At 56.2% G+C, this 25,246-nt stretch carries 21 protein-coding genes; 11 read left to right on the top strand and 10 right to left on the bottom strand.

Annotation, left to right across the window (positions count from 1 at the left end):
* Positions 1–48: 48 nt before the first annotated feature.
* From MUU46_RS08040 to MUU46_RS08025, 4 genes are all read left to right on the top strand, one after another.
* Positions 49–975 (top strand): ABC transporter ATP-binding protein, encoded by a 927-nt coding sequence (locus MUU46_RS08040; protein ID WP_159761133.1) that lies wholly within the window; start codon positions 49–51, stop codon positions 973–975.
* Positions 972–1,742 carry an ABC transporter permease gene (locus MUU46_RS08035; RefSeq protein ID WP_110510809.1) on the top strand — a complete coding sequence of 257 codons (771 nt, stop codon included), beginning with the start codon at positions 972–974 and terminating at the stop codon, positions 1,740–1,742. Before MUU46_RS08040 ends, MUU46_RS08035 begins: the two co-directional genes overlap by 4 nt.
* Before the next feature lie 110 nt (positions 1,743–1,852).
* Positions 1,853–2,293 (top strand): PTS sugar transporter subunit IIA, encoded by a 441-nt coding sequence (locus tag MUU46_RS08030; protein ID WP_159761135.1) that lies wholly within the window; start codon positions 1,853–1,855, stop codon positions 2,291–2,293.
* Between the two features lie 61 nt (positions 2,294–2,354).
* The gene (locus tag MUU46_RS08025) at positions 2,355–3,602 is read left to right on the top strand and encodes a polysaccharide deacetylase family protein (RefSeq protein ID WP_258965258.1); all 1,248 of its coding nucleotides are present in this window, start codon (positions 2,355–2,357) and stop codon (positions 3,600–3,602) included.
* A gap of 3 nt (positions 3,603–3,605) precedes the next feature.
* On the opposite strand, the gene panD is transcribed toward MUU46_RS08025, so the two are convergent.
* The 9 genes from panD to thpR form a co-directional block, all read right to left on the bottom strand.
* Positions 3,606–3,986, bottom strand: coding sequence for an aspartate 1-decarboxylase (gene panD, locus MUU46_RS08020; protein WP_159761139.1), 381 nt, complete (start codon positions 3,984–3,986; stop codon positions 3,606–3,608).
* Positions 3,987–4,233: 247 nt separating this feature from the next.
* Entirely contained in the window at positions 4,234–5,097 is an 864-nt protein-coding gene (gene panC / locus MUU46_RS08015) for a pantoate--beta-alanine ligase (RefSeq protein WP_159761141.1), read from the bottom strand.
* A 10-nt stretch (positions 5,098–5,107) separates the two neighbouring features.
* Entirely contained in the window at positions 5,108–5,899 is a 792-nt protein-coding gene (gene panB / locus MUU46_RS08010; protein WP_258965257.1) for a 3-methyl-2-oxobutanoate hydroxymethyltransferase, read from the bottom strand.
* Positions 5,900–5,974: 75 nt separating this feature from the next.
* Entirely contained in the window at positions 5,975–6,454 is a 480-nt protein-coding gene (gene folK, locus MUU46_RS08005) for a 2-amino-4-hydroxy-6-hydroxymethyldihydropteridine diphosphokinase (protein ID WP_159761143.1), read from the bottom strand.
* Positions 6,451–7,848, bottom strand: a complete 1,398-nt coding sequence (gene pcnB, locus MUU46_RS08000; RefSeq protein ID WP_159761266.1) for a polynucleotide adenylyltransferase PcnB — start codon at positions 7,846–7,848, stop codon at positions 6,451–6,453. Before pcnB ends, folK begins: the two co-directional genes overlap by 4 nt.
* Positions 7,849–7,942: 94 nt before the next feature.
* A complete protein-coding gene (gluQRS, locus tag MUU46_RS07995) occupies positions 7,943–8,797 on the bottom strand; it encodes a tRNA glutamyl-Q(34) synthetase GluQRS (protein WP_258965256.1) in 855 nt (284 codons plus the stop codon).
* A gap of 64 nt (positions 8,798–8,861) precedes the next feature.
* Positions 8,862–9,317, bottom strand: coding sequence for an RNA polymerase-binding protein DksA (gene dksA / locus MUU46_RS07990; RefSeq protein ID WP_159761147.1), 456 nt, complete (start codon positions 9,315–9,317; stop codon positions 8,862–8,864).
* A 155-nt stretch (positions 9,318–9,472) separates the two neighbouring features.
* Complete coding sequence (gene sfsA, locus MUU46_RS07985) at positions 9,473–10,198, bottom strand: DNA/RNA nuclease SfsA (protein ID WP_258965255.1); 726 nt, start codon at positions 10,196–10,198, stop codon at positions 9,473–9,475.
* A 12-nt stretch (positions 10,199–10,210) separates the two neighbouring features.
* The gene (gene thpR / locus MUU46_RS07980) at positions 10,211–10,741 is read right to left on the bottom strand and encodes an RNA 2',3'-cyclic phosphodiesterase (RefSeq protein WP_258965254.1); all 531 of its coding nucleotides are present in this window, start codon (positions 10,739–10,741) and stop codon (positions 10,211–10,213) included.
* Positions 10,742–10,814: 73 nt separating this feature from the next.
* On the opposite strand from thpR, the gene hrpB reads away from it, so the two are divergent.
* The 6 genes from hrpB to fhuB all read left to right on the top strand — a co-directional run bounded on the left by hrpB (position 10,815) and on the right by fhuB (position 22,208).
* A complete protein-coding gene (gene hrpB, locus MUU46_RS07975; protein WP_258965253.1) occupies positions 10,815–13,244 on the top strand; it encodes an ATP-dependent helicase HrpB in 2,430 nt (809 codons plus the stop codon).
* Positions 13,245–13,452: 208 nt separating this feature from the next.
* Positions 13,453–15,996, top strand: coding sequence for a bifunctional glycosyl transferase/transpeptidase (gene mrcB, locus MUU46_RS07970; protein WP_258965252.1), 2,544 nt, complete (start codon positions 13,453–13,455; stop codon positions 15,994–15,996).
* Positions 15,997–16,284: 288 nt separating this feature from the next.
* Positions 16,285–18,492, top strand: coding sequence for a ferrichrome porin FhuA (gene fhuA, locus MUU46_RS07965; RefSeq protein ID WP_159761157.1), 2,208 nt, complete (start codon positions 16,285–16,287; stop codon positions 18,490–18,492).
* A gap of 49 nt (positions 18,493–18,541) precedes the next feature.
* Positions 18,542–19,339 carry a Fe3+-hydroxamate ABC transporter ATP-binding protein FhuC gene (gene fhuC / locus MUU46_RS07960; RefSeq protein WP_159761159.1) on the top strand — a complete coding sequence of 266 codons (798 nt, stop codon included), beginning with the start codon at positions 18,542–18,544 and terminating at the stop codon, positions 19,337–19,339.
* On the top strand, positions 19,339–20,229 hold the full coding sequence (gene fhuD / locus MUU46_RS07955) for a Fe(3+)-hydroxamate ABC transporter substrate-binding protein FhuD (protein WP_258965251.1): 891 nt from the start codon (positions 19,339–19,341) through the stop codon (positions 20,227–20,229). The genes fhuC and fhuD overlap by 1 nt, the downstream gene beginning before the upstream one ends.
* Positions 20,226–22,208 (top strand): Fe(3+)-hydroxamate ABC transporter permease FhuB, encoded by a 1,983-nt coding sequence (gene fhuB, locus MUU46_RS07950; protein ID WP_159761163.1) that lies wholly within the window; start codon positions 20,226–20,228, stop codon positions 22,206–22,208. The genes fhuD and fhuB overlap by 4 nt, the downstream gene beginning before the upstream one ends.
* An 87-nt stretch (positions 22,209–22,295) precedes the next feature.
* On the opposite strand, the gene hemL is transcribed toward fhuB, so the two are convergent.
* Positions 22,296–23,576 (bottom strand): glutamate-1-semialdehyde 2,1-aminomutase, encoded by a 1,281-nt coding sequence (hemL, locus tag MUU46_RS07945; protein ID WP_159761165.1) that lies wholly within the window; start codon positions 23,574–23,576, stop codon positions 22,296–22,298.
* Between the two features lie 178 nt (positions 23,577–23,754).
* On the opposite strand from hemL, the gene clcA reads away from it, so the two are divergent.
* Positions 23,755–25,182 (top strand): H(+)/Cl(-) exchange transporter ClcA, encoded by a 1,428-nt coding sequence (gene clcA, locus MUU46_RS07940; RefSeq protein ID WP_159761167.1) that lies wholly within the window; start codon positions 23,755–23,757, stop codon positions 25,180–25,182.
* Positions 25,183–25,246 lie beyond the last annotated feature (64 nt).

The following is a 25,246-nucleotide window of genomic DNA, read 5'->3' as shown; positions in this document are numbered from 1 at the left end:
TTATTTAAAACCATACATCGATTGCAAGATTTGAATAAGAGACACTGAATGACCATTGCACTTGAATTGAAACAGCTTAAAAAGACTTACCCAGGCGGCGTTCAGGCGCTGCGTGGCATTGACCTGACGGTCGAAGCCGGGGACTTTTATGCTCTGCTGGGCCCAAACGGTGCGGGGAAATCCACGACTATAGGGATTATCAGCTCGCTGGTGAACAAAACCTCCGGTCAGGTAAATGTATTTGGCTACGATCTGGCGAAAGACGTGGTCAACGCCAAGCGCCAGCTCGGACTGGTGCCGCAGGAATTCAACTTTAACCCGTTCGAGACGGTACAACAGATTGTTGTTAACCAGGCGGGCTACTACGGCGTCGAGCGCAAAGAAGCGGTTGAACGTAGTGAAAAGTACCTGAAACAGCTCGATCTGTGGGAAAAACGTAACGAACGTGCACGGATGTTATCCGGAGGCATGAAGCGCCGTTTGATGATTGCCCGTGCGCTGATGCATGAGCCAAAACTGTTGATTCTGGATGAGCCTACCGCGGGCGTCGACATCGAACTGCGTCGTTCAATGTGGGGCTTCCTCAAAGATCTCAACGACAAAGGCACCACCATTATTCTGACCACCCACTATCTGGAAGAAGCCGAAATGCTGTGCCGTAACATCGGCATCATTCAGCACGGCCAGCTGGTGGAAAATACCTCGATGAAAAACCTGCTGTCGAAGCTGAAGTCTGAAACCTTCATTCTCGATCTCGCGGCGAAAAGTCCGCTGCCGCACCTCGAAGGCTATCAGTATCGTCTGATGGATACCTCAACGCTTGAAGTAGAAGTACTGCGTGAGCAGGGGATTAACAGCGTTTTTGCTCAGTTGAGCGAGCAGGGCGTGCAGGTATTGAGTATGCGTAACAAGGCCAACCGTCTGGAAGAGCTGTTCGTCACGCTGGTTCATAATAAGACAGGAGAACAGGCATGATGCAGCTCTATTGGGTGGCGCTGAAAAGTATCTGGGCCAAAGAAATTAACCGCTTCATGCGCATCTGGATCCAGACCCTGGTACCGCCGGTCATCACCATGACCCTTTATTTCATCATCTTCGGCAACCTGATTGGTTCGCGCATTGGCGAGATGCATGGCTTTACTTACATGCAGTTTATTGTGCCTGGCCTAATCATGATGGCGGTAATCACCAACGCCTATGCAAACGTGGCATCGTCGTTCTTCAGCGCCAAGTTCCAGCGCAACATTGAAGAGCTGCTGGTGGCGCCGGTGCCAACGCACGTGGTTATCGCCGGATACGTCGGTGGCGGCGTGGCGCGCGGGCTGTGTGTCGGCGTGCTGGTCACGGCGATTTCGCTGTTCTTTGTGCCATTCCAGGTGCATTCATGGCTGTTCGTCGGTTTGACGCTGCTTCTGACGGCGATTCTGTTCTCGCTGGCGGGCCTGCTGAACGCAGTCTTCGCCAAAACGTTTGATGATATCAGCCTGATCCCGACCTTCGTGCTAACGCCGCTGACCTATCTTGGCGGGGTGTTCTACTCGCTGACGCTGCTGCCGCCGTTCTGGCAGGCGCTGTCGCACCTGAACCCGATTGTCTACATGATCAGCGGTTTCCGCTTCGGCTTCCTCGGCATTTCGGACGTCCCGCTGTTCACGACCGTCGGCGTGCTGGTCGTGTTTATCGCCGCGTTCTACGCCCTGTGCTGGTACTTGATCCAGCGTGGTCGTGGGCTGCGTAGCTAAGTCTGTTTTTAGCCGGGGGACGCACCGTTGCCCGGCCTCAAACCTTGATCAATCGCACCCCTCCTGAACCTTCACTCCGATAAACTACTTGTCTGCTAAGGAGCTGGGCTATGTTAGGTTGGGTGATTACCTGCCATGACGATAGGGCGCAGGCGCTGCTGGATCGTCTGGAAAAGAAATTTGGACCGCTGCCACAGTGCCGGGTGGTGAGTTTCTGGCGTGGTCTCAGCACCAATATGCTCAGTCGTATGATGTGCGATGCGCTGCATGAAACCGATTCCGGTGATGGCGTTATTTTTCTGACCGACAGCGCGGGAGACGCGCCCTATCGCGTTGCGGCGTTAATGAGCCATAAACATTCCCACTGTGAAGTCATTTCCGGTATCAGCTATTCACTTATCGAAAGAATGGTACCGCTACGCGCGACATTAAGTAGCGAGGCGTTTCGTAATGCTTTCGTGACCTTAGGCTATCCCGATGCCAGCAGTCTGTGGCATCAACAGCAAAAAAATCCCCCGTTTGTCCTGCTGCATGACCTGTATGCAAATTAACCATTGGTATTGATGGCACTTTTGTTAAACTAACAGCTTCATATCGCACCGGTTAGAGCGCATGCTGATTCGCGTTATTTTCTCCTTTTTAGTCCTTCTTTCTGGCAGTGTCTCTGCCAGTTTGTTGAGCCAACATGGGCAGCCCGCCCGCTACATGCAAACCACCGAAGACGCCATAATCTGGGCGCAGCTGGGTAATGACGTCGTCACCGTCGGAACCGTGGAAGAGGGGCAAATACTCGCTGTGGTACCGACTGCGGCCGATTACTACGAATTCAGCTTTGGCTTTGGTACCGGATTTATCGATAAAGGGCATCTCGAGCCGGTGCAGGGTAAACAGCGGGTGGAAGACAGTCTCGGCGATTTGAACAAACCGCTCAGTAATCAGAATCTCGTTACCTGGCGGGACACGAAGATGTATAACGCGCCAAATCTGGGCAGTGCGCCGTTTGGCGTGCTGGCAGACAATATCCGCTACCCGATTATTGCCAAACTGAAAGACCGTCTGAATCAGACCTGGTTTCAAATCCGTATTGGTAACCGGCTGGCGTGGGTCAGTAGCCTGGATGCGCTGCAGGATAACGGTATTCCGATCGTGACGTATCACCACATTTTGCGCGACGAAGAAAACACGCGTTTTCGCCATACCTCCACGACGACCTCGGTGCGTGCATTCAGCAACCAAATGACCTGGCTGCGCGATCAGGGCTACACCACGCTGACGATGTACCAGCTCGAAGGTTATGTCCGTAATAAGATGAATTTACCGGCTCGTTCGGTGGTCATTACCTTCGATGATGGTCTGAAATCGGTCAATCGCTACGCCTGGCCGGTGCTAAAAGAGTACGGCTTCAAGGCCACAGCGTTCATCATCTCGTCGCGCATCAAACATCATCCGCAGAGGTGGGATCCTAAGTCGCTGCAATTTATGAGTATTTCAGAGCTGAGGCAGATTCAGGACGTGTTTGACATTCAGTCGCACACCCACTTTTTGCACCGCGTGGACGCGCACCGTCGGCCTATTTTGCTGAGCCGCAGCTATCACAATGTTTTGTTTGATTTCGAACGTTCACGCCGAGCGCTGGGCCAGTTCAACCCGCACGTGCTGTATCTGTCCTATCCGTTTGGTGGCTATAACACCACGGCGGTGCAGGCGGCGAACGATGCTGGTTTTCATATGGCGGTGACGACGGTGAAAGGGAAGGTGAAGCCGGGAGATAATCCGTTCTTACTGAAACGCCTGTACATCTTAAGAACAGATTCTTTAGAGACGATGTCGCGGCTGATCAGCAACCAGCCGCAAGGGTAGATCTTACGCGACCTGAACCGGAATGGCTTTTGCCGTGCGCTTCATGTCGTTGTCGCCCTCAAAGTAGGCCACGTTTGGACGCCAGGTGCGTGCCTCGGCGTCAGACATGGTCACAAAGCTCGCGATAATCACGATGTCGCCCACGTCGGCATTGTGTGCCGCCGCGCCGTTCACGGAAATGATTTTCGAGCCGCGCTCTGCCGCGATGGCATAGGTTGAGAAACGTTTGCCGTTGTTCACATTCCAGATATCAATGGCTTCGTTTTCAAGGATCCCGGATGCGTCGAGGAAATCCTGGTCGATGGCGCAAGAGCCTTCATAATGCAGGTCCGCATGAGTGACTTTTACGCGGTGGAGCTTGCCCTGCAGCATAGTGCGAATCATAACTTTACCTTTGTTGCTGTGTAGCCCTCTCAACCCTGTTTCCCCCATCTCTTTTAGAGGCGTGGGGGGCAGGGAGTGAGGATATATTCACCAAATTTATTGGCGCAGTATTGCCCGTTTTTTAACCCCTGTCTATGTCCGTCATCTTTCACGCTGCAAATGCGTTGGCTGTCTTCGCAAACCCGAATCATCCACCTAAGTAAACTCATCGGATTTGCTCACTTGCCGCCTTTATGCAACGTGAAATCTATTGGGCACTCTGGGTTAATTCCACCGTTTTGTTATCGATAAGACGCGCCTGGCCAAGCCATGCCGCCATCAGGATAACCGCCCGCTGGCTGGTATCTGAGAGCGCTAAAAGCGTATCCGCATCGCGGATCTGAATGTCGTCGGCGCGGAAGCCTTTCTCGTTCAATTCTTGTTCTGCCAGCGCAATCATCTCTTCCAGACCACGATCGCCTTCACGCAGTTTGCCCGCCATGGCATTCATCACTTTGCTCAGACCTGGCGCGATTTTACGCTGATCGCTGGTGAGATAACCGTTGCGGGAACTCAGGGCCAGACCGTCTTTCGCGCGCACCGTTGGCACACCGATGATATCAATGTCATAGCCCATATCGGCCGCCATCTTGCGGATCAGCGCCAACTGCTGGAAATCTTTCTCGCCAAAGCAGGCGACGTCCGGCTGAACCAAGTTGAACAGTTTACTGACGATGGTGGAGACGCCACGGAAATGGCCCGGACGGCTCGCGCCTTCCAACATGGTAGAAATGCCCGGTACCTCGACAAACGTTTGAGTCTCCGTACCCTGCGGATAAATATCAGCCGGGGCAGGGCAGAATACGAAATCGACTTTACGTTTGTTCAGCTTCTCGCTGTCTTCCTGCAAGGTGCGCGGATAGCGGGCCAGGTCGTCAGCTCTGTCGAATTGCATCGGGTTCACAAAGATACTGACCACCACCACATCGGCAGCGGCTTTCGCTTCATCAACCAACTTCATATGACCGTCGTGCAGGTTGCCCATGGTTGGCACCAGCGCGATGCGTTTGCCTTCCTGACGAAGACGACGGATATGCTGGCGCAGCAGCGGAAGGGTTTCGATAATCAACACAACAAACTCCTTAATGGAAACTGTGTTCTTCGCCCGGATAGACTCCGGACTCGACTTCGGCAATATACTGCCGCACCGCGGCGCGCATGTCGCCGGCATCGGTCAGAAAATTTTTCGCAAATTTAGGGATGTGGCCACCGGTAATGCCGAACGCATCGTGCATCACCAAAATTTGCCCATCAGTGACGTTCCCGGCACCGATACCGATAACCGGAATGGTCAGTGCGTCGGTAATGCGTTTCGCCAACGCGACCGGGACGCATTCCAGCACTAACAGCTGAATACCGGCGGCTTCCAGTGCCAGAGCATCGTCAAACAGGGTTTGTGCGGCATCGCCACGGCCCTGCACTTTATAGCCGCCGAAGACGTTAACCGACTGTGGGGTCAGGCCGAGATGACCGCACACCGGCACGGCGCGTTCGGCCAGCATTTTTACGGTTGAAGCGAGCCAGGCGCCGCCTTCCAGCTTCACCATATTGGCACCGGCGCGCATGACCACGGCAGAATTATCAAATGCCTGCTCCGGCGTGGCATAAGCCATAAACGGCAGGTCAGCCAGCAGCAGGCAATTCGGCGCACCACGGCGCACGGCGCGCGTGTGGTAAGCGATATCGTCGACGGTGACAGGCAGCGTTGAGTCGTGGCCCTGAACGGTCATACCCAATGAATCACCGACCAGCATGACGTCGATTCCGGCATCGGCGAACAGTTTCGCGAAGCTGAAATCATAGGCGGTGATGGTGGCGAAGCGTTTCTTTTCCTGTTTGCATTTCTGCAGCAGGGAGATGGTGGTGGGTTTCATAGCGTTTCCTGATAACGAAAGCCGAATCTAGCGGCATTGTATCAGTCAGATAGAGCGGGGCAATGGTTTTGCTGTTTACCAGTGAGCGGGTTTTGTACAGTTAAGGCGTTGCAGCAATGTGGTCAGCGAGGTGCCGTCGGGGAAGGTCAGGTCTGGCGCGATTTCTGCCAGCGGCCACAGCATAAAGCCGCGGTTGTGCATGTCGTAATGCGGCACGGTCAGGCGCTCGCTGTTCAGCGTTAGCTCACCAAACAGCATAATGTCGAGGTCAAGCGTGCGCGGCCCCCAGCGTTCGGCTTTGCGGGTACGGCCCTGCTCGAGTTCGATGCGTTGGGTGTTATCCAGCAGCGCTTCTGGTTCGAGGTCGGTATCCAGCGCCACGGCGGCGTTGAGATAGTCAGGTTGATCCTGCGGACCCAATGGCGGCGTGCGATAAAACGACGAAACCGCCACGACGGCGGTTTGCGGGATTTCGCCCAGGGCAGCAATCGCCGCGTTCACCTGATCGAGCGGTGAAGCTAGATTGCTGCCGACGGCGATGTAAACGCGTGTCATGCGGTGCCGCCCTGACGAGGCGCACGCTTGCGTGGACGACGATGGCGACGACGCGCAGCCGGTTCTTCATCCAGACCGTTGAGCATGTCTTTCTGAGCCGGTGGTGCTGCCACCTGGAATTCGCCCCACCACTGCGTCAAACGCTGCAGTTCATGGTTGTTTTCCGCTTCGGCACGCAGCGCCAGCAGATCGTAGGCGGCGCGGAATTTAGGATGCTCCATCAGCTTCCATGCGCGTTTACCCTGACGACGGGACATGCGCAGTTGCAGCTGCCAGATATCGCGCACCAGTGCGGTAATACGTTTCGGAATAGCCAGCGAACGGCAAGCCTCGTCCAGCACGTCATTCATTGCCATGGCGAATGCGTCGAAATAGGCCAGACCACTTTCCTGGGTGATGCGCTGTGCGGTTTCGAGCAGCGGATACCAGAACATTGCGGCAAACAGGAACGCCGGATTCACGCGCATGTCGTTGTGAATTCGGGTGTCGGTGTTTTTAAACACCTGGCTGACGATGCGTTCCATCGGGCTATCACCGTTTTCGGTGAAGTAGCGGGTGATGGTCGGGAACAGCGGCTGGAACAGGCTGTATTCGCGCAGCAGTTTATAGGTTTCGTAACCGTAACCTGCCTGCAGCAGCTTCAGGGATTCTTCAAAAAGGCGCGCCGGCGGCACGTCGTTGATAAGCGTTGCCAGGCGTGGGATAGGCTCAGCCGTTTCTGTACTGATTCGCATATTCAGCTTGGCAGCAAAGCGCACCGCGCGCAGCATCCGCACCGGATCTTCACGGTAGCGGGTTTCTGGGTTGCCGATCAGGCGAATGACGCCGTCCTGCAAATCGCGCATCCCGCCAACGTAATCGCGAACCGTAAAGTCTGCCACGCTGTAGTAAAGGCTGTTGATGGTGAAGTCACGACGCTGGGCATCTTCTTCGATGGAACCGAAGATGTTATCACGCAGCAGCATACCGTTCTGGCCGCGCTGTGAGGTGGCGCGATCGTCCGGCGTCCCTTCGTGATGGCCACGGAAGGTCGCCACTTCAATAATTTCGGGGCCAAACATCACGTGGGCCAGACGGAAACGGCGACCAATCAAACGACAGTTGCGGAACAGTTTGCGAACTTGTTCCGGCGTCGCGCTGGTGGTCACATCGAAATCTTTGGGTTTTTTGTCCAGCAGCAAATCGCGCACGCCGCCGCCCACGAGATAAGCCTCGTAGCCCGCTTTGTTCAGACGGTAGAGCACCTTGAGGGCATTTTCACTGATATCTTTGCGGGAAATAGCGTGCTGCTCACGCGGAATAACCGTCATTTCTGGTTTTATCTCGACGGTTTCAGCCCCGGTTTCTTCACGGGTAAGCACCTTACGGCAAAAATTAGCGACTCGGGTAAAAATGTTGCACCTCGGTTTTCAAGTCAGTCGGAAGTCATGAGGACAAAAAAATAGCGGCTAATCATAGCTCAGCGAGAGGCATTTGAGAATGCTCCATTTATGCAACTGATGAAAGGTTCCAGTTTTGCACCGCGTTTTTCAGCAGATCCTCGAGCGTCATGTCCTGCCACTCTTTAACAATAGCCTGATTAAGAAACTGTAAGGCCCGGATTAATTCCGGGCGTGGGTCGCCGGTTGATAACGCAGGCGCATGATTTTGTTTCGACAATTTATTGCCGTCGCTATTTAACGCCAACGGCAGATGAACATAGCCTGGAACAGGCCAGCCAAAATGGCGGTACAGTGAAATTTGTCGCACCGTCGGTTCAATTAAATCTGCGCCGCGCACGATTTCCGTCACGCCCTGAAAATGATCGTCGACCACCACGGCAAGATTGTAGGCAAATAAACCATCACGGCGGTGAATAATAAAATCTTCCCGCGCCAGCGGCTCGTTGGTGACAATCGTGCCGCGCAGTCTATCGTCAAATTGCAATACCGGTTGAGTCTGGTGTAAGCGCAGTGCCGCATTCTGCGGGCCAAGATGCAGCGTCCGGCAGTGGCCGTCGTAAATGCCGCCGACGCTCTGAATTCGCGCGCGGGTACAGGTGCAGTAATAGCTCAGCCCCTGTTCGCGCAACCAGGCGAGTCGTTCACGGTAGGCGTCATGGCGTTGAGATTGCCACACAACTTCGCCATCCCAGAGCAGGCCATAATGTTCCAGCTGATGCAGAATGATATTTGCAGCACCGGGAACCTCACGGGGAGGATCAATATCTTCAATACGAACTAACCACTTTCCCTGTTGGGCGCGGGCCTGTAAATAGCTGCCAAGCGCGGCAATCAATGAGCCAAAATGAAGTTCGCCAGAGGGGGAAGGGGCAAAACGCCCTGTATAATCTGAATTTGCCATATGCCAAAAAAGAACAAGGCGGGAGAAAGCTCCCGCCATGGTGATGTTATGCGAAACGAATGGCTTAGCCAGCCATCTGCTTTTCGCGGATTTCCGCCAGCGTTTTGCAGTCGATGCACAGATCGGCAGTCGGACGCGCTTCCAGACGACGGATACCGATTTCAACTCCGCAGGATTCGCAGTAACCGAAATCTTCGTCTTCAACCTTCTTGAGCGTTTTTTCGATCTTTTTGATCAGTTTGCGCTCACGGTCGCGGTTACGCAGTTCGAGGCTGAATTCTTCTTCCTGTGCGGCACGGTCTACCGGATCCGGGAAGTTAGCTGCTTCGTCTTGCATATGAGTAACGGTACGATCAACTTCATCCCTAAGTTGGTTACGCCACGCTTCAAGGATACGCCTGAAGTGAGACAGCTGGGCTTCGTTCATATACTCTTCACCCGGCTTCTCTTGGTATGGCTCCACCCCAGCGATGGCGAGAATACTCAGGGACGATGTTTTACGGATTTGCCCTTCTTGCATGTTGCTTCTCCTTAACACGCACTATCGATCCCCATGTGGGGGAAAAATCAGGCCGCTATAAATAGCAGAAGCTTTTCAGGATAGCAATTGTCTAAACGTTACACTTGACAACCCTGTGAGGAAAAGCGTATTTGCGCACGCGACCAGCACATTTATTATTCAACCGTTTTCACTGGTGTTAGCACCACGGGTAACGGCTCTATCAGAGTCATATTATCGGCAGAAAGTTCCGCTTTATAAGCCAGAATTTCGACCCCCTTGTTTTGTGCCTCATTCAACAACTGCGCGTACGTCGGATCGATATGGCGCGCGGGTGAAAATTGGGTAATGGCAGAGTGAAGTACCGCAAAGAACACCACGGCACGGTCACCTGAGGCCGCCACGCCCATCAGCTCTCGCAAATGCTTCTGACCACGTTCTGTCACCGCATCGGGGAAATAACCACACTCTTGTTCCGCTAACGTAACCGATTTCACTTCAATATAGCAGTCAGGACGCTCTTCCGCCTCTAACTTGAAATCAATCCGGCTGCGCTCTGAACCGTATTTCACTTCGTTTTTCAACACGCTATAACCCTTCAGCTCGGGAATAGCTTCTGCCTGAATAGCTTCTTTTACCAGCTGATTGGCCCGTAATGTGTTGACACAAATAAATGCACCCGTCTGCGTCTCGGTGATTTCCCAGGTGTGTGGGTATTTGCGCGTTTTACTGTCCGAAGTCGAGTACCAGACGGTATCGCCCGGGGTAGCGCAGCCGGTCATTGCACCGGTGTTTGGACAATGCAGGGTTAATTCTTCACCTTCGGGGGTGATAACGTCGGCCAGAAAACGTTTATAGCGCTGAATAAGGCGGGCGTGTTTTAACGGCGGCAGAAACTGCATGACGATTCCTTGTTATTCGGTAAGTGTCCAGCGCGTAAGCCGGGTATAACGGGTGCGTCCGCGGGAGTATTCAGAGGCGTACAGCGCAAATTCAGAGATGGGCACCTGCCAGCTAAAACCCGGCGCGGGAATGGGCACGGCGGTCGCCGTATTGCGCAGCAGCGTAATGTGCGGGTGGAACGGCTGCGGGCTTTGATAACAGCCGCTGCGGGCCGCCTGAGCGCGCAGCATATTCGCCAGCTGTAATAACCCGCGTGGCGGTTGGCGCGTGCCGAGCCACACCACCTGTGAACGCAACCACTGTCCGGCGTCATTGAGATCTAATGTGAAACCCGGCTGGCGGATGCGCCCGGCCAACGTCTCTAACGCCCGCTGTTTGTCTGCACTCACTTCGCCCAGGAACGCCAGCGTTAGATGTAAATTCGCGGCAGCCACTGGACGCCCGCTGTCGGCGGGGAAGTTTGCGGCACGCCAGTGAATAATCTGCTGCTGTACGTCATCAGGAAGCTCAAGAGCGAAAAACAGTCTTTTGGGTTCGGGCATGCCAGGGTCTCGGTAATGATTTAGCGCAATGCTACAATGCCGGGCCATTTAAAGTCACCCACTGGAGCCCTTTGTGTCGTCATTGCCGGTCGCCTCTGTCCTTCCTGAACTTCTCCAGGCGCTCAATACTGCGCCCCAGGTGCTGCTGAACGCGCCCACCGGCGCCGGTAAATCGACCTGGCTGCCGCTGCAAATCCTGCAATCCGGCGGCATTCAGGGCAAAATTATCCTGCTGGAACCGCGCCGACTGGCGGCGCGAAACGTTGCTCAGCGGCTGGCGGAACTGCTGAATGAGAAGCCGGGCGACACCGTGGGCTATCGAATGCGCGCCGAAACCTGCGTCGGTAAAAACACCTGCCTCGAAGTGGTGACGGAAGGCATTCTTACTCGCATGATCCAGCGCGACCCAGAACTGAGCGGCGTTGGGTTGGTTATCCTCGATGAATTCCATGAACGCAGCCTACAGGCCGATTTAGCTCTGGCACTGTTGCTCGATGTGCAGCAAGGGCTGCGAGACGATTTAAAACTGCTGATCATGTCCGCGACGCTGGATAACGTCCGATTGCAGATGCTTTTGCCCGACGCGCCGGTGATTTCGTCCGAGGGCCGTGCGTTCCCGGTGGAAAGGCGCTATCAGGCGCTAGCCACTCATCAGCGTTTTGATGAAGCCGTGGCGGCGGCTACGGCGGAACTGCTGCGCAATGAGGCAGGCTCGCTGCTGCTGTTTTTACCGGGAGTGGGTGAAATCCAGCGTGTACAGGACCAGCTCGCTGGGCGGGTAGGTACTGATGTGGTGCTGTGCCCGTTGTACGGGGCGCTGTCGTTAAGCGAACAGCGCAAGGCTATCCTACCGGCAGAAAAAGGGCTGCGCAAAGTGGTGCTGGCGACCAACATCGCAGAAACCAGTCTGACTATTGAAGGCATTCGTCTGGTCGTCGATTGCGCCCAGGAGCGTGTGGCGCGTTTCGACCCACGCTCCGGATTGACGCGTTTACTTACCCAGCGCGTCAGCCAGGCGTCAATGACTCAACGTGCTGGTCGTGCCGGACGACTTGAGCCGGGGATTTGTCTGCATCTATTAGGCAAAGAGCAGGCAGAACGCGCGGCGGCGCAGGGCGAGCCGGAAATCTTGCAGAGTGATTTATGCGGGCTGGTGCTCGAACTGTTGCAGTGGGGCTGTCAGGATCCGGCGCAGTTGAACTGGTTGGATCAACCGCCAGCCACAAATCTGACGGCTGCGCGAACGTTGTTGTCCCAGCTTGGCGCGTTCAACGGTAAACAACTGACGGCGCAGGGGCAGAAAATGGCGACCCTCGGTAATGACCCGCGTCTGGCGGCGATGCTGGTGGCGGCAGATTCGCCGGACGAAGTGGCGACTGCTGCAAAATTGGCTGCCATTCTGGAAGAGCCGCCGCGTGGCGGAAATGCTGACCTCGGAATGGCGTTTTCGCGTCATCAGCCGAACTGGCAGCAGCGCGCCAAAGCGCTGAGCCAGCGCATTAATAACCTATCCGGGCAGCCCGATGCCGGACGAATAACGGCACTGCTGGCGAAAGGGTTTGCCGATCGCATAGCGCGACGACGCGGCCAGGAAGGGCGCTACCAGCTAGCGAACGGCATGGGCGCGATGCTTGATGCCGACGATGCGCTGGGTCGCCATGAATGGCTGATTGCGCCACTTCTATTGCAGGGCAGCCAGTCCCCGGATGCGCGAATTTTACAGGCACAGGCGCTCGACATCGACACGCTGGTGGCCGAATGCCCTGAACTGCTTTCGCAGTCTGACACCATCGAATGGGATGAAAACCAGGGCACGCTGAAAGCCTGGCGTCGCAGCCGTATCGGGCAGCTGACAATAAAGGTGCAACCGTTGGCGAAACCTTCCGAAGACGAACTGCATCAGGCAATGCTCAACGGCCTGCGTGATAAAGGCCTGAGTATTCTTAACTGGACGCCGGAAGCGGAGCAGCTACGCTTGCGTATTCAGAGCGCCGCCCGTTGGTTGTCCGAAGACGAATGGCCTGCGGTGGATGATGCAGCATTGTTGACTGGGCTTGAGTCCTGGCTGCTGCCGCACATGACCGGTGTACATTCGCTGAAAGCCCTGAAGGCGCTGAATATCACCCAGGCATTACAGGGTTTACTGCCCTGGTCATTACGACAACGTCTGGATAGTGAGCTACCCACGCATTACACTGTGCCGACTGGAAGCCGGATTGCCCTGCGTTATGATGCGGATAACCCACCCGTTTTGTCGGTGCGAATGCAGGAAATGTTTGGTGAGGCGAGTACGCCGACTATCGCGCAAGGCCGCGTGGCGCTGGTGCTGGAGCTACTGTCTCCGGCACAGCGACCGTTACAAATCACGCGTGATCTTAGTGCGTTTTGGGCGGGCGCCTACCGTGAAGTGCAGAAAGAGATGAAAGGGCGTTACCCGAAACACGTCTGGCCGGATGACCCGGCGAGCACGGCACCAACGCGACGCACGAAAAAGTATTCGTAGTTTTGGGGAACGGTGCGGGCTGATGCCCTCACCCCGACCCTCTCTCACAGGGAGAGGGAGTAAACCGCACCGGCCAGTTCCCTCGCCCCTTTCGGGAGAGGGTTAGGGTGAGGGGCAAACACGTTTATTTTGAGAGATTTCTTCTTTCACCATGATGTGAAAGAAAAGAGAATCAGGCGCTTACGCCTGAATTTAGCGGAGAAAAAGTATGGCGGGGAATGACCGCGAGCCGATTGGACGTAAAGGCAAGCCTGCACGTCCGGCTAAGCAGAAGGTTAGCCGTCGTCGTCTCAGGGACGAAGAGTACGACGATGATGATTACGAAGATGAGGATGACGAACCGATGCCGCGCAATGGAAAAGGTAAAGGCAAGAAGCCCCGTCGCAAATACGGCTGGTTCTGGCTACTGGTCAAATTAGGCATCGTTTTTGCGGTGTTGATGGCCATTTATGGCGTCTATCTGGATCAGAAAATCCGTGCACGAATCGACGGTAAAGTGTGGCAGCTGCCAGCGGCGGTCTATGGCCGTATGGTTAACCTCGAACCGGATATGCCCGTCAGCAAGAATGAGATGGTGCGACTGCTGACGGCCACGCAGTACCGCCAGGTGACGGCGATGACCCGTCCGGGCGAGTTTACCGTGCAGTCCAACAGCATCGAGATGATCCGTCGTCCGTTTGATTTCCCGGACAGTAAAGAAGGGCAGGTGCGCGCGCGTCTGACCTTTGATGGCGATCATCTGGATTCCATCACTAACATGGATAACAACCGTCAGTTCGGTTTCTTCCGTCTCGATCCGCGCCTGATAACCATGATGTCATCGCCTAACGGCGAGCAGCGCCTGTTTGTGCCGCGCAGTGGTTTCCCGGACTTGCTGATCGACACGCTGATTGCGACCGAAGACCGTCATTTCTACGAGCATGACGGCATTAGCTTCTACTCGATGGGGCGTGCGGTACTGGCGAACCTGACGGCGGGCCGAACGGTGCAGGGCGCAAGTACCCTGACTCAACAGCTGGTGAAAAACCTGTTCCTCTCCAGCGAACGCTCCTACTGGCGTAAAGCCAACGAAGCGTACATGGCGCTGATCATGGATGCCCGTTACAGCAAAGACAGGATCCTTGAGCTGTATATGAACGAGGTGTACCTCGGTCAGAGTGGCGACAACGAAATCCGCGGTTTCCCGCTGGCAAGCCTGTACTACTTTGGCCGCCCGGTGGAAGAACTGAGCCTCGACCAGCAGGCGCTGCTGGTGGGCATGGTGAAAGGGGCGTCTATCTACAACCCGTGGCGTAACCCGAAACTCGCACTGGAACGTCGTAACCTGGTCCTGCGCCTGCTGCAACAGCAGAAGGTTATCGATCAGGAGCTGTACGACATGCTCAGCGCGCGTCCGTTGGGCGTGCAGCCGCGCGGTGGGGTGATTTCTCCACAGCCAGCGTTTATGCAGATGGTGCGTCAGGAGCTGCAGGCGAAGCTCGGTGACAAGGTGAAAGATCTTTCCGGTGTGAAAATCTTTACCACCTTCGATTCCGTGGCGCAGGATGCGGCAGAAAAAGCGGCGACCGAAGGCATTCCGGTCCTGAAGAAACAGCGTAAGCTGAGCGACCTCGAAACCGCGATGGTAATTGTCGACCGTATGACCGGCGAAGTGCGGGCGATGGTCGGTGGTGCAGAGCCGCAGTATGCGGGTTATAACCGTGCGATGCAGGCGCGTCGTTCGATTGGTTCTCTGGCAAAACCGGCGACCTATCTGACCGCGCTGAGTCAGGCGAATACCTATCGTCTGAACACCTGGATTGCCGATGCGCCGGTCACGATTCATCTTTCGAACGGCCAGACCTGGTCCCCGCAGAACGATGATAAGCGCTTTAGCGGTCAGGTGATGTTAGTGGATGCGCTGACGCGTTCGATGAACGTACCGACGGTGAACCTCGGGATGGCGCTGGGATTGCCGGCGATCACCGATACCTGGCAAAAACTCGGCGTGCCGAAGGATCAGCTTAGTGCGGTTCCGGCGATGATTCTTGGCGCCCTGAACCTGACGCCAATCGAAGTGGCACAGGCATTCCAGACTATCTCCAGCGGCGGTAACCGTGCGACGCTTTCCGCGCTGCGTTCGGTCATTGCGGAAGATGGCACCGTGCTGTACCAGAGCTATCCGCAGGCTGAACGTGCCGTTCCGGCACAGGCGGCCTACATGACGTTGTGGACCATGCAGCAGGTTGTGCAGCGCGGTACAGGTCGTCAGCTTGGCGCGAAGTATCCGAATCTGCATCTGGCGGGTAAAACCGGGACCACCAACAATAACGTCGACACCTGGTTTGCGGGCATCGACGGACGTGAAGTGGTGATCACCTGGGTTGGCCGTGATAACAACCAGCCGACTAAGCTGTACGGGGCCAGTGGTGCGATGTCCATTTATCAGCGTTATCTGTCCAACGAGTCGCCGATCCCACTGGATCTGACGCCACCGGAAGATATCGTCAATATGAGCGTCGACGACAACGGCAACTTTATCTGTGATGGGGCTGGTATGCGTCAGCTGCCGGTCTGGACGACCAATCCGGATCAGCTGTGTCAGCAGAGCCAGGCGATGCAACAGCAACAGCAGGACGCAAATCCGTTCGGCGGCCAGCAGCAGCCACAGCAACAGCAGCCTCAGCAGCAGCAACAGCAACAGCAGCCAGCGAAGCAGGAAAAAGGCGATGGCGTAGCGGGCTGGATTAAAGATATGTTCGGCGGCAACTAAGACTGTTCCCCCTCACCCTAACCCTCTCCCCACAAGGGAGAGGGGACTGTCCGGTTGAAAGGACAGGCCGGTTCCCCCCCTCGCTCATTGGGGGAGAGGACCGGGGTGAGGGGCATTTTTTAACCTTCCTTTAACTCCCCACTTACCATCAGGTTATTTTTTAAACCCTCAATTCTGGTAGGGACGTATTCCGCTTGCTATGACTTCCGCGTTTCGCCTATTATTCTGCGGGCATAATAATAATTCTCGTTTACGTTATCATTCACTCAATATTATCAGAGAACAATCATGGCGCGTCTCAACACTGCTCAGCCAATGAATACCTCACTGCGCAAGCTCGCATTGGTAGTAGCCACAGCGGTTAGCGGCATGTCTGTCAACGCACAGGCAGCGACACAACCTAAAGAAGAAACCATTACCGTGACGGCCGCACCAGCCGCACAGGAAAGCGCGTGGGGCCCAGCGGCTACCGTCGCAGCCAAACATTCCGCCACCGCCACGAAAACCGACACCCCGATTGAAAAGACCCCGCAGTCGATTTCAGTGGTGACGCGTGAAGAAATGGACATGAAACAACCGGCCACGGTGAAAGAAGCGCTGGCCTATACGCCAGGCGTCTTTGCAACGCGTGGCAGCTCGACGACCTATGATGTGGTGTCTATTCGCGGTTTCACCACCTCGTCCACGGTCAATACTAACCAGTACCTCGACGGCATGAAGCTTCAGGGTGATAACTACTCTGAAATGTCGATGGACCCGTATTTTCTGGAGCGTGTGGAAGTGATGCGCGGTCCGGTTTCCGTTCTGTACGGAAAAAGTAACCCAGGCGGTATCGTCAGCATGGTCAGCAAGCGTCCGACCACTGAGCCGTTAAAAGAAATTCAGTTCAAAATGGGCACTGACAACCTGTGGCAGACCGGTTTTGACTTCAGCGATGCAATTGATGACGACGGCGTGTGGTCTTACCGCCTGACCGGTTTGGGCAGCAGCCAGAACGCACAGCAGGAAATGGTGAAATCCACCCGTTACGCGATTGCGCCATCTTTCAGCTGGCGTCCGGATGATAAAACCGACTTCACCTTCCTGAGCAACTTCCAGAGCGACCCAAATGCGGGTTACTACGGCTGGTTGCCGCGCGAAGGAACCGTGGTGCCGTACTACGATGCCAACGGTAAAGCGCATAAACTGCCGACGGACTTCAACGAAGGGGAATCGGATAACAAAATGGCGCGCCGTCAGAAGATGGTGGGCTACAGCTTCTCGCATGAATTCAACGACACCTTCACCGTGCGCCAGAACCTGCGCTACGCCCAGGTGAACACCCTGTATCGCTCTGTTTATGGCAACGGCTACATTGCGCCGGGCCAGATCAGCCGCGCGTACGTGCGTTCAGATGAAAACATGAACAGCTTCACCGTGGATAACCAGCTGCAGTCCAAATTTGCTACCGGTGCCGTGGATCACACGCTGTTGACTGGCGTGGACTATATGCGTATGCGCAATGATATCGACGCTGACTATGGTTCAGCCGATCCGATCAGCATGAGTAATCCGCAACACGGTAACCCGAACGTCAACGTGTTCTTCCCGTATGCGGTGCTGAACCGTCAGGAACAGACCGGTTTGTACGTGCAGGATCAGGCCGAATGGGATAAGTGGGTGCTGACGCTGGGCGGTCGCTACGACTTCGCGAAAACGTCAACCCTTACCCGTTCGTCAAACACCACTGCGGAAGTTAACGATCACCAGTTCACCTGGCGCGGTGGCCTGAACTATCTGTTCGACAACGGTATTTCCCCATACTTCAGCTACAGCGAATCTTTCGAGCCGATCTCCGGGGCGACGATGGGCGGTAAACCGTTCAATCCGTCTAACGGCAAGCAGTACGAAGCGGGTGTGAAGTACGTACCGAAAGATATGCCAGTGGTGGTGACGGCGGCAGTGTATCAGCTGACCAAAGATGGCAACCTGACGGCAGACCCGAGCGCGCCGAGCAGCGGATTTAGCGTCCAGGGCGGCGAAATTCGCTCCCGTGGCGTAGAGCTGGAAGCGAAGGCGGCGGTGAATGCCAACGTCAACCTGACAGCGTCTTACACTTTCACCGATGCGAAATACACCGAAGATACCTGGTATGAAGGTAAGCGTCCGGCGGAGATCCCACGTAACATGGCTTCTCTGTGGGCGGATTACACCTTCCACGAAACCGCGCTCAGTGGTCTGACGATCGGTGCGGGCGGACGTTACATCGGTAACACCGTCAGCTACTACTCAGCGAACTCGCCTAAGGCGTATGAATCGTTCAACGTGGCAGGCTATGCGCTGATGGACGCTACCGTGAAATACGATCTGGCACGCTTTGGTCTGCCGGGATCGTCGGTGGGTGTGAATGTCACCAACCTGTTCGATCGTGAATACGTCTCCAGCTGCTACAGTGAATACGCGTGCTACTGGGGCGCGGAGCGTCAGGTTGTGGCGACAGCCACCTTCCGTTTCTAATCTCCTCTTTGGGCACGGTTCGCCGTGCCCTTTTGACAAGTTGGCCGTTATGCAGGACACCACAACTCAGACCGACACCACGTTCGCTATGAACGATGTCACCTTTCGTGTGCCAGGCCGTACGCTGCTGCACCCGCTTTCACTGACCTTCCCGCCTGGAAAAGTGACCGGCCTTATCGGTCATAACGGTTCAGGTAAATCCACGCTGTTAAAAATGTTGGGTCGTCACCAGCCGCCGTCAGAAGGCGATATCCTGCTGGATGGACAACCGCTGGAAAGCTGGAACAGTAAAGCGTTTGCGCGCAAGGTGGCCTATCTGCCCCAGCAGTTACCGCAGGCAGAAGGGATGACGGTACGCGAGCTGGTGGCGATTGGCCGCTATCCATGGCACGGTGCGTTGGGGCGATTTGGTGCAGCGGACCGCGAGAAAGTAGAAGAAGCGATTTCGTTGGTTGGATTGAAACCGTTGGCCCATCGTCTGGTGGACAGTCTTTCCGGCGGCGAACGCCAGCGCGCGTGGATTGCGATGCTGGTGGCGCAGGACAGCCGTTGTCTACTGCTGGATGAACCGACCTCGGCGCTGGATATTGCTCATCAGGTCGATGTCCTGGCGTTGGTGCATCGTCTCAGTCAGCAACGCGGCCTGACGGTGATTGCGGTGCTGCATGACATCAACATGGCGGCGCGCTACTGCGACTATCTGGTGGCGTTGCGCGGTGGTGAAATGATTGCCCAGGGCACGCCGGAAACGCTGATGCGTGGCGAAACACTGGAAAAAATTTACGGAATTCCGATGGGGATCCTGCCGCATCCGGCGGGTGCTGCCCCGGTAAGCTTTGTTTATTGATGAATGATTCCCTCTCGATAAGCCGTCGTCGTTTATTGACGGCTATGGCGCTGTCTCCGCTGCTCTGGCAGATGAAAAGCGCGCACGCTGCGGCGGTGGATCCGCAGCGCATCGTGGCCCTCGAATGGCTGCCGGTAGAACTGCTGCTGGCGCTGGGCGTAACGCCGTACGGCGTGGCCGACATTCCCAATTACAACCTGTGGGTTAACGAACCGGCGCTGCCTGCATCGGTGATTGACGTTGGCTTGCGTACCGAACCTAATCTCGAACTGCTGACCGAAATGAAACCGTCGTACATGATGTGGTCGGCAGGTTATGGTCCGTCGCCAGAAAAACTGGCACGTATCGCACCGGGCCGTGGTTTCAATTTCAGCGACGGTAAACATCCGCTGGCAAATGCCCGTAAGTCGCTTGTGGAAATGGGCCAGTTGCTGGGCATGGAAAACCAGGCTCACGCGCATCTCAACCATTTCGATCAATTTGTGGCGCAGCATAAACCGCGTTTTTCCGCGTGCGGCGGACGGCCGCTGCTGATGGTAACGCTGCTCGATGCCCGTCATGTGCTGGCCTTCGGTTCGAACTGCCTGTTCCAGCAAATCCTGGATGAGTACGGGATAGTGAATGCCTGGCAGGGCGAAACCAACTTCTGGGGGAGTGAGGTGGTCGGTATCGACCGATTGGGCGAGTTCAAGGACGTGGACGTTATCTGTTTCGATCACGGCAACGAAACCGACATGCAAAAACTGATGGCCACGCCGCTGTGGCAGGCGATGCCGTTTGTGCGTCAGCAGCGCTTCCAGCGAGTGCCTGCCGTGTGGTTCTACGGTGCGACGCTGTCGGTGATGAATTTTATCCGTATTCTCGATAACGCGTTGGGAGGCAAGGCATGAGCCAGCGCATCGCGCGTTTCCCGGCATTCATTCTCTTCGTGCTGTTTATCGCCTCGGCGTGGCTGAGCTGGCACAACTTTAACGTGGCGCTGCCACGTGGACAGTGGCGGGAAGCGCTGTGGCAGCCGAACGTCGATAGCATCCGGCAGATGCTGTTCCACTACAGTTTGCTGCCGCGCGTGGTTATCTCGCTGCTCGTTGGGGCCGGGCTGGGGCTGGTCGGCGTTCTGTTTCAACAAGTTTTACGTAATCCGCTGGCCGAACCGACGACGCTCGGCGTCGCCACCGGGGCACAGCTCGGCATCACGATCACCACGCTGTGGGCTATTCCGGGCGCATTCTCAACGCAGTTTGCGGCACTGGCGGGGGCCTGTGTGGTTGGTGCGCTGGTATTTGGCGTCTCCTGGGGCAAGCGTTTGTCGCCGGTGACACTGATCCTCGCCGGGCTGGTGGTGAGCATGTACTGCGGCGCGGTGAATCAGCTTTTGGTTATTTTTCACCACGACCAGCTGCAAAGCATGTTCCTGTGGAGTACCGGCACGTTGACGCAAACCGACTGGAGCGTGGTGCAGCAACTTTGGCCGCAGCTGCTCGGCGGCGTGATGCTCACACTTCTGCTGCTGCGCCCGTTAACCCTGATGGGGCTCGACGACGGCGTTGCGCGTAATTTGGGCCTGGCACTGTCTCTGGCACGTCTCGGGGCGCTGACACTGGCGATCGTTATCAGTGCGCTGCTGGTTAATGCAGTGGGCATTATCGGCTTCATCGGCCTGTTTGCGCCGCTGCTGGCGAAAATGCTCGGCGCGCGACGTTTGCTTTCGCGCCTGATACTGGCTCCGCTGATTGGGGCGCTGATCCTCTGGCTTTCTGATCAGCTGATTTTGTGGCTTTCACAGGTGTGGATGGAAGTGTCTACCGGCTCCGTCACTGCGCTGATTGGCGCACCGCTGCTGCTGTGGCTCCTGCCGCGCCTGCGTAGCATTAGCGCTCCGGCGATGGACGTGGGCGATCGCGTGGCGACTGAACGCCAGCGGGTACGGGTGTGGGCGTTGGCCGGTTGTGGTGTGCTGCTGATTGGTATGCTGGCTGCGCTGTCGCTCGGGCGTGATGCGCAGAGCTGGCACTGGGCGACGGGCGATTTACTGAATGCACTGATGGAGTGGCGTGCGCCGCGAATTCTGGCGGCGCTGATTGCCGGGATCATGCTGGCGGTTGCGGGTTGTATTATTCAACGCCTGACCGGCAACCCGATGGCGAGCCCGGAAGTGCTGGGTATTTCCTCCGGTGCTGCGTTTGGCGTGGTGTTGATGCTGTTCTTCGTGCCGGGTAATGCCTTTGGCTGGCTGCTGCCGGCTGGCAGTCTGGGCGCGGCGGTGACACTGATGATTATTCTGATTGCCTCAGGCCGGGGTGGATTCTCTCCGCACCGAATGCTGCTGGCCGGGATGGCGCTCAGTACCGCGTTTACGATGCTGCTGATGATGTTGCAGGCGAGCGGCGATCCGCGCATGGCGCAGATCCTCACCTGGATTTCCGGTTCTACTTATAACGCGTCGTACGAGCAGGTGCTGCACACCGGACTGGTGATGATTGTGTTGCTTGCGCTGACGCCGCTGTGTCGGCGCTGGCTGACGATACTGCCGCTCGGGGGTGACACTGCCCGCGCGGTGGGCATGGCGCTGACGCCGACGCGCGTGGCGCTGCTGCTGTTAGCCGCCAGCCTGACGGCGACGGCGACGATGACCATTGGTCCACTGAGCTTTATTGGTCTTATGGCGCCGCATATCGCGCGGATGATGGGCTTTCGCAGAACGATGCCGCACATGATTCTGTCGGCATTAGTGGGGGGGATTATGTTGGTTATTGCTGACTGGTGTGGACGGATGGTGCTGTTCCCGTACCAAATCCCGGCCGGGCTGCTGTCTACGTTTATCGGCGCGCCGTACTTTATTTATCTGCTGAGGAAGCAGAGCCGGTAAACATGCCCGGGGCGCAAGCTTGCCGGCCTACTCATCCGAAGAGTTGTAGGCTCGGTAAGCGTAGCGCCACCGGGCAATATCAACCTATCAAAGCTTCGCAAACACCTTACGCGCCGCGTCGATGGTGTTGTTGATATCCTGCTCGGTATGCGCCACGGACATAAAGCCCGCTTCGAACGCTGATGGCGCCAGATAAACGCCTTCTTCCAGCATCAGATGGAAGAATTTCTTGAAGCGTTCCACATCGCATTTCACCACATCCTGATAGCAGGTTACGGTTTTTGCATCAGTGAAGAAGATGCCGAACATCCCGCCCACATTATTCACGACCAGTGGGATCCCTGTATCACGCGCTGCACGCAGCAGGCCCTGCGCTAACTGGTTGGTCAGGCTGGTCAGGGTTTCATGAATACCCGGCTGGGCGACTTCAGTCAGACAGGCATAACCGGCGGCCATCGCAATCGGGTTACCGGACAGCGTTCCCGCCTGGTAAACCGGACCGGTTGGCGCCAGTGCGTCCATCACTTCGCGACGGCCACCAAAGGCACCGACAGGCATTCCGCCACCAATGATTTTTCCCAGACAGGTCAGGTCAGGAACCACATCGTAGTAATCCTGAGCGCCTGCCAGTGCAACCCGGAAACCAGTCATCACTTCATCGATAATGAACAGCGCGCCAAATTCGTCACACAGCGCGCGCAGACCCGGCAGGAAGTCTGGCTGCGGTGGAATGCAGTTCATGTTACCTGCAACAGGTTCGACGATGATGCAGGCGATATCCTGTGGATATTGCTCGAACGCTTCACGTACGGACGCCAGATCGTTATAGGTGCAGGTCAGCGTGTGTTTGGCAAAATCCGCCGGCACGCCCGGAGAATTTGGTTGGCCGAGGGTCAACGCGCCGGAGCCGGCTTTCACCAGCAGGCAATCGGCGTGTCCGTGATAGCAGCCTTCGAATTTGATGATTTTGTCACGCCCAGTAAAGCCGCGAGCCAGACGGATGGCGCTCATGGTCGCTTCGGTACCGGAGTTCACCATACGCACCATGTCCATGGTCGGGACCAGTTCGGTCACCAGCGCCGCCATTTTCACTTCCATTTCGGTCGGCGCGCCGAAGCTCAATCCGCGTGATGCCGCTTCAATCACCGCGTTCCGAATGGCCGGGTGGTTGTGGCCGAGCACCATCGGGCCCCAGGAACCGACGTAGTCAATGTAGGCTTTACCATCCACATCATACAGATACGCGCCGTCGGCACGTTCGACAAACAGTGGGGTACCGCCGACGCCGGTAAAGGCGCGCACCGGCGAGTTGACGCCGCCGGGGATCAGTTCGCGGGCCGCACTGTAGAGATTCTCAGATTTGCTCATTCGAGGTTCCTGGTTCGTAGAAAGCGTGTTAGCGGGCTATTCTAATTTATTCCCGGAAGGTTATGAAAGTTTTGCCCAATTGAAACAATGTAATAATGAAGGAATTTTAACGCGACGTACCGCTATAGGGTGGTTACAATGCAGTCTGCAATTTGTCCTACCAATTAATGATAATGGCATGAAAGCAGAAACTCCCTCTTTTGAATCACAGCAAATCGTTCGATTGCGCCGCGGGGATGCGGTGCGCCGTTTAGTTCGCAGGGATAAAACACCGTTAGCTATCCTGTTGATGGCCGCACTGGTTGGCACCTTAGCCGGCCTGGTGGGCGTCGCGTTTGAAAAAGCCGTTAACTGGGTGCAGAACGTGCGCATTGGCACGCTGGCGCAGGTGGCGGATCACTGGTTTTTAGTCTGGCCGCTGGCCTTTATTCTTTCCGGGCTGCTGGCAATGGTCGGCTATATCCTGGTGCGTCGTTTCGCGCCGGAAGCGGGCGGTTCTGGCATTCCTGAAATCGAAGGCGCGCTTGAAGAATTGCGTCCGGTCCGCTGGTGGCGCGTCATTCCGGTGAAATTTATCGGCGGTATGGGCACGCTGGGGGCCGGAATGGTGCTCGGACGTGAAGGCCCGACGGTGCAGCTCGGCGGCAATATTGGTCGCATGGTGCTGGATATCTTCCGTTTGCGTACTGCAGAAGCGCGTCACTCGCTGCTGGCAACCGGTGCGGCGGCAGGTCTGGCCGCGGCGTTCAATGCTCCCCTGGCGGGCATTCTCTTTATCATCGAAGAGATGCGCCCGCAGTTCCGCTACAACCTGATTTCGATCAAGGCCGTTTTCATCGGCGTTATCATGTCCAGCGTGGTGTTCCGCATCTTCAACGGTGAAACCGCCGTCATTGAGGTTGGGAAACTCGCGAATGCGCCAGTAAACACCCTGTGGCTGTATCTGGTTTTGGGGATGATTTTCGGCTGCGTCGGGCCGCTGTTTAATCACCTGGTGCTGCGTACCCAGGATCTGTTCCAGCGTATCCACGGCGGCGATATCAAGAAATGGGTGCTGATTGGCGGCCTACTCGGTGGTATCTGCGGCGTGCTCGGGCTGATTGAGCCGGAAGCGGCAGGCGGCGGCTTCAACCTCATTCCTATCGCGGCGGCGGGGCATTACACCGTCGGCCTGCTGATGTTTATCTTTATTGCGCGTGTCGTGACGACGCTGCTGTGCTTCTCGTCGGGTGCACCGGGCGGCATTTTTGCCCCGATGCTCGCACTCGGCACGCTGCTCGGAACCGCATTTGGTATGGCGGCAACGGCGTGGTTCCCGGCCTATCATCTGGAACCTGGCACCTTTGCCATCGCTGGCATGGGCGCGCTGTTCGCGGCATCTGTGCGTGCGCCGCTGACCGGTATCGTGTTAGTTCTGGAAATGACAGACAACTATCAGCTCATTTTGCCAATGATTATTACCTGTCTTGGCGCAACACTATTAGCCCAGTTCCTGGGCGGCAAACCGCTGTACTCCTCGATCCTGACCCGTACTCTTGCGAAGCAGGAAGCCGAAAAAGCAGAGAAAGAGGCGAAAGAAAAACAGGCCGTCGGGGAGAATACTTGAACGATTTAGTCAGGTATTGGATAATGAGCAAAAGACCTGGCGATACTTTAGCCAGTGCGAATTA

Source organism: Scandinavium tedordense, from assembly GCF_024764965.1.
GTDB classification, from domain to species: domain Bacteria; phylum Pseudomonadota; class Gammaproteobacteria; order Enterobacterales; family Enterobacteriaceae; genus Scandinavium; species Scandinavium tedordense.
The sequence above is the reverse complement of the archived record's forward strand: the minus strand, read 5'-3'. Positions and strand labels throughout refer to the sequence as shown.